The organism is Streptomyces sp. HSW2009 (assembly GCF_040240285.1).
Lineage (GTDB): Bacteria > Actinomycetota > Actinomycetes > Streptomycetales > Streptomycetaceae > Streptomyces.
Genome location: NZ_JBEHZD010000612.1, coordinates 1 through 4,248 on the forward strand (window position 1 = coordinate 1; position 4,248 = coordinate 4,248).

Consider the following 4,248-nt stretch of genomic DNA (forward strand, 5'->3'; position numbering starts at 1 on the left):
CGCCCCGTCCCGCCCCGTTTCCCCCGCCCGTCCCGCCCCGCTTCCCCCGCCCCGTCCCGCCCTGTTTCCCCCGCCCTGTTCCCTCGTCGTGCCCCGTTCCGCCGTATGCTGCGCCGTTCGGCGGGCTGGCCGGCACGCCGGGCCAGCCCTCCGACGGGGCCCGCGCGCCCTCGCGGAACCTCGCGGCCGATGACGTACGTGCTCGGGCCGTGCTCGCTGGCCCGCGTTCCGGCGCAGCCGCGGGTCGGCGTCGACCCGCACTTTCACCTCGATGGCCCCCTCGACGGCCCCATCGGTGGCGCCCGTGCCGTGCTGGGCCGGGGCGGGCAGGACGCTCGCCGGCGCGGAACCGGGGAGACACGGCCGAGGCTTTCGCGGTCGTGCTGCTCTCCCGGGCACCCGTCCGGGCCGCACCCAGTTGCCGGTCCGGGCCCGCCGCCGCCCGCCGCGGGGCACGTACCCGGCGGTCCGTGCGCCGCGGTAGCCGCCCACCCCCGGTGCGCCGTCGGTCTGTGCTCCGCATACGCTGCGAGCTGATCGAGGCATTGCCTTGCCGGTGTTGCGCCCCCGACCGCGGGGCCACTGGTCTCCCGTCGGCCGGTGGGAGGCCCGGGTGGGCCGGGACGAGCGGGAGTGGGGCCATGCGGGCGACGGACATCAGGATCGAACGCGCCACGGCTAGTGACGCCAGACGGCTGACGAGGCTGGTGCGACGGTCCGGCGCGTACCGGGGGGAGTACGCGGCGATGGTCGAGGGCTACCGGGTGGGCGCCGACTACATCGCGGCGCACCGGGTCTTCGTGGCCGTGGACGGCACGGACCGGCTGCTCGGCTTCTACGCCCTGGTCCTGGACCCGCCCGAGCTCGACCTGATGTTCGTGGCCGACGGGGCGCAGGGGCTCGGCATCGGCCGCCGGCTGGCCGACCACATGAAGGCGGAGGCCAGGTCGTACGGCCTGACCAGCGTCAGCGTCGTCGCGCACCCGCCGGCCGAGGGCTTCTACCGCAGCGTCGGCGCCCGCCGCACCGGCACTCGCCGCGCCAACCCACCGGCCGTCCGCTGGGACCGGCCGGAACTCTCCTTCGACCTGGACTGATGCGTGGTGGGCTGACGCGTTCGCCCCGGCTGACCCATTCGCCCCGGCTGACGCGTTCGCCGCGGGCTGGCGCGTTCGCGTCGGACGCCGCCTGCCCGGCGGTCCGGGCCGAGGCCCCCGCCCGATGCCCCGCCCGACCCACCCCGCCCGACCCACCCCGCCCGGAGCGGCCCCGTGCGGGCGATCCGCTACGGCGCCGGCTCGTGCGGCCGGAAGGCCACCGGTGCGTCGAAGGCGGCGCGCCGGGTGGCGCGGCGCAGGGCCGCCAGGACGGTGCCGCCCAGGGTGAGGACCAGGACGACCGTCAGCACGGCGCGCGGCAGGTCCCAGCCGAGCGAGGTGGCCAGGTGGTACGCGAGGAAGCGGGACAGGTTCTCGGGCAGCGGGTCGCCCGGCACGAAGGAGATGCTGGAGCCGAGGCCGCCGATGTACGGCCAGCCCTGGAGGTTCATCACCAGCCCGTACAGCGCGGAGGCCACCGCCCCGTAGCCGGCCAGCAGCCACAGTTCGGCCCGGCCGCGCAGTCGGTGCGGGCCCGGCAGCAGCCCGGCGCCCATCGTGACCCAGCCCATCGACAGCATCTGGAACGGCATCCACGGGCCGACGCCGCCGGTCAGCAGCGCCGAGGCGAACATGGCCACCGCACCGAGCACGAACCCGAAGCCGGGTCCGAGCACCCGGCCCGAGAGCACCATCAGGAAGAACATCGGCTCGATGCCCGCGGTGCCGGCGCCCAGCGGGCGCAGCGCGGCGCCGGCCGCGGCCAGCACCCCGAGCATCGCGATCGCCTTGGCGTCCATGCCGGTGTCGGCGATCGTGGCCACCACCACGGCCAGCAGCAGCGGCAGCAGCGCGGCGAACAGCCACGGCGCGTCCCGCGAGTGGGCGAGCCCGGACTCGGAGTCGGCCAGCAGCGGCCAGCCGAACGCGGCCACTCCGATCGCACTGACCAGCACCAGCGCGGCCACCGAACGGGGCCCGAGCCGGATCGGCCGCGCCTGCCGCTGGCCGGCTCGGGGCCGGGCCGCCCGCCCCTTCGGCGGCTCGGGCCGCTCCGCCACTCCCGGCCGCTCGGCCCCGTCGGCCGCACCGTCGGGGTCGGCCCCGTCGCGGCGCCCCGGCGAGCCGTCGCCCGCAGCCGCCCCGTACCGCCCCGTCATGCGGGGTCCCCCAGGGCGTGCGCCACCTGCGGGACAGTCAGCCAGGGGAGCGGGGCGAGGACCTTGGCGACCTGGGGTGCGAAGGCGGGGGAGGAGACGACGACCTCGGCGGTCGGGCCGTCGGCCACTACCTCGCCGTCGGCGAGGATCACCACCCGGTGCGCCAGTTCGGCCGCCAGCTCCACGTCGTGCGTGGCCAGCACGATCGCATGGCCGTCGGCCGCCAGCGCGCGGAGCACCCGCACCAGGCGGGCCTTGGCCGCGTAGTCCAGGCCGCGGGTCGGCTCGTCGAGCAGGAGCAGCGGCGGCCGTGCGGTGAGGATCACGGCCAGGGCGAGCGCGAGGCGCTGCCCCTCGGACAGGTCGCGCGGATGGGTCTGGTCGGCGACGCCCGGCAGCAGCCCGCTCACCAGCGCCCGACAGGTGCCGGGCGGGGCGCCCGCGTCCTGGTCGGCGGCCGTGCACTCGGCCCCGCCCGCGTCCGCGTACAGCAGGTCGCGCGGCTCCTGCGGCACCAGGCCCACCCGGCGCAGCAGTTCGGCCGGTCGGGTGCGGTGCGGCACCGCGTCGCCGACCCGTACCGTGCCGGCCGTCGGCTCGTGCAGGCCCACGAACGCCGACAGCAGCGTGGACTTGCCGGCCCCGTTGCGGCCCATCAGCGCCACCGTCTCGCCCGGCCGCACGGTCAGGTCGACCCCGCGCAGCGCGTCGACCCGGCCCCGGCGCACGGACAGGCCGACGGCCCGGCCGACGGGTTCGGCGCCGGGCGCGGGCGGTGCGAGCGGTACGGGTACGGCGGGTACGGGCCCGCCGGGCGGGCGTGGTGCGCGCGCCCCGGCCGCCCCGTCATTGGCCACACCGGCCGCCCCGTCAGTGGTCCCACCGGCCGTCCCGCGGGTCGCCCCACCGGGCGCGGGTGGTACGAGCGGCCCGCCCCCGGCCCCGGTCAGCCGTTCGCGCAACGGCCCCGCCTTGCGGCGCGCGTCGCGGACCGAGAGCGGCAGGGGTGACCAGCCGGCCAGCCGCCCCAACCCCACCACCGGCGGGTACACCGGCGACACCGCCATCACCTCGGCCGGCTCGCCCACCACCGGCGCGGCCCCCGGCTCGGGCAGCAGCACGACCTGGTCCGCGTACTGCACCACCCGCTCCAGCCGGTGTTCGGCCAGCAGCACGGTGGTGCCCAGGTCGTGCACCAGGCGTTGCAGCACGGCCAGCACCTCTTCGGCGGCGGCCGGGTCGAGCGCGGACGTCGGCTCGTCCAGGACCAGCACCCGCGGGTGCGCGGTGAGCACCGAACCGATGGCCACCCGCTGCTGCTGGCCGCCGGACAGCTCGGAGATCGGCCGGTCCCGCAGCGGCGCCAGGCCCAGCAGGTCGAGCGTCTCCTCCACCCGGCGGCGCATCGTCTCCGGCGGCAGCCCCAGCGACTCCATGCCGTAGGCGAGTTCGTCCTCGACGGTGTCGGTGACGAAGTGGGCCAGCGGGTCCTGGCCCACGGTGCCCACCACGTCGGCGAGTTCCCGCGGCCGGTGGGTGCGGGTGTCGCGGCCGGCCACGGTCACAGTGCCGTGCAGGGTGCCGCCGCTGAAGTGCGGCACCAGGCCGGACACGGCGCCCAGCAGGGTGGACTTGCCGACCCCGGACGGGCCGACGAGCAGACACAACTCGCCCTCGGCCACGGTCAGGTCCACGCCGTGCAGGGCGGGTGCGGCGGCGCCGTCGTACTGGACGGACACCCGGTCGAAGCGGATCACCGCTCGGTCTCCTTCGGTGCGGGCAGCGGGCCGTGCGACGCGCCCCGGGGGGCGGGGCGCCGATCGGCGCGGTGCGGGGGCTCGGCTGCGGGATCGGCCGCGTCTCGGCGCGGCCCGGCGTCCGCCCGGCCGGGTGGCGCCGGCGCGACCCAGGCGGGCACCAGCCCGACCAGCACCGAGAGCGCCGGCCACAGCGGCAGCGTGGGCGCGGTCAGCGGCACGGCGGGCGGGTGC

The 4,248-nt window shown here is 77.7% G+C and carries 3 protein-coding genes and 1 pseudogene; 1 reads left to right on the top strand and 3 read right to left on the bottom strand.

Annotated features, from left to right (window positions below):
* Nucleotides 1-641 precede the first annotated feature (641 nt).
* Nucleotides 642-1,097: a GNAT family N-acetyltransferase gene (locus AAHZ94_RS29470; protein WP_349996728.1), complete on the top strand. Its 456-nt coding sequence runs from the start codon at nt 642-644 to the stop codon at nt 1,095-1,097.
* Nucleotides 1,098-1,285: 188 nt separating this feature from the next.
* Here the strand turns inward: AAHZ94_RS29470 and AAHZ94_RS29475 are convergent, their stop codons facing one another.
* The 3 genes and pseudogenes from AAHZ94_RS29475 to AAHZ94_RS29485 form a co-directional block, all read right to left on the bottom strand.
* The gene (locus AAHZ94_RS29475) at nt 1,286-2,257 is read right to left on the bottom strand and encodes an ECF transporter S component (RefSeq protein ID WP_349996730.1); all 972 of its coding nucleotides are present in this window, start codon (nt 2,255-2,257) and stop codon (nt 1,286-1,288) included.
* The gene (locus tag AAHZ94_RS29480; RefSeq protein WP_349996732.1) at nt 2,254-4,014 is read right to left on the bottom strand and encodes an ABC transporter ATP-binding protein; all 1,761 of its coding nucleotides are present in this window, start codon (nt 4,012-4,014) and stop codon (nt 2,254-2,256) included. The genes AAHZ94_RS29475 and AAHZ94_RS29480 overlap by 4 nt, the downstream gene beginning before the upstream one ends.
* Nucleotides 4,011-4,248, bottom strand: a pseudogene (locus AAHZ94_RS29485) (energy-coupling factor transporter transmembrane protein EcfT); the annotation flags it as partial. The gene AAHZ94_RS29480 and the pseudogene AAHZ94_RS29485, both read right to left, overlap by 4 nt.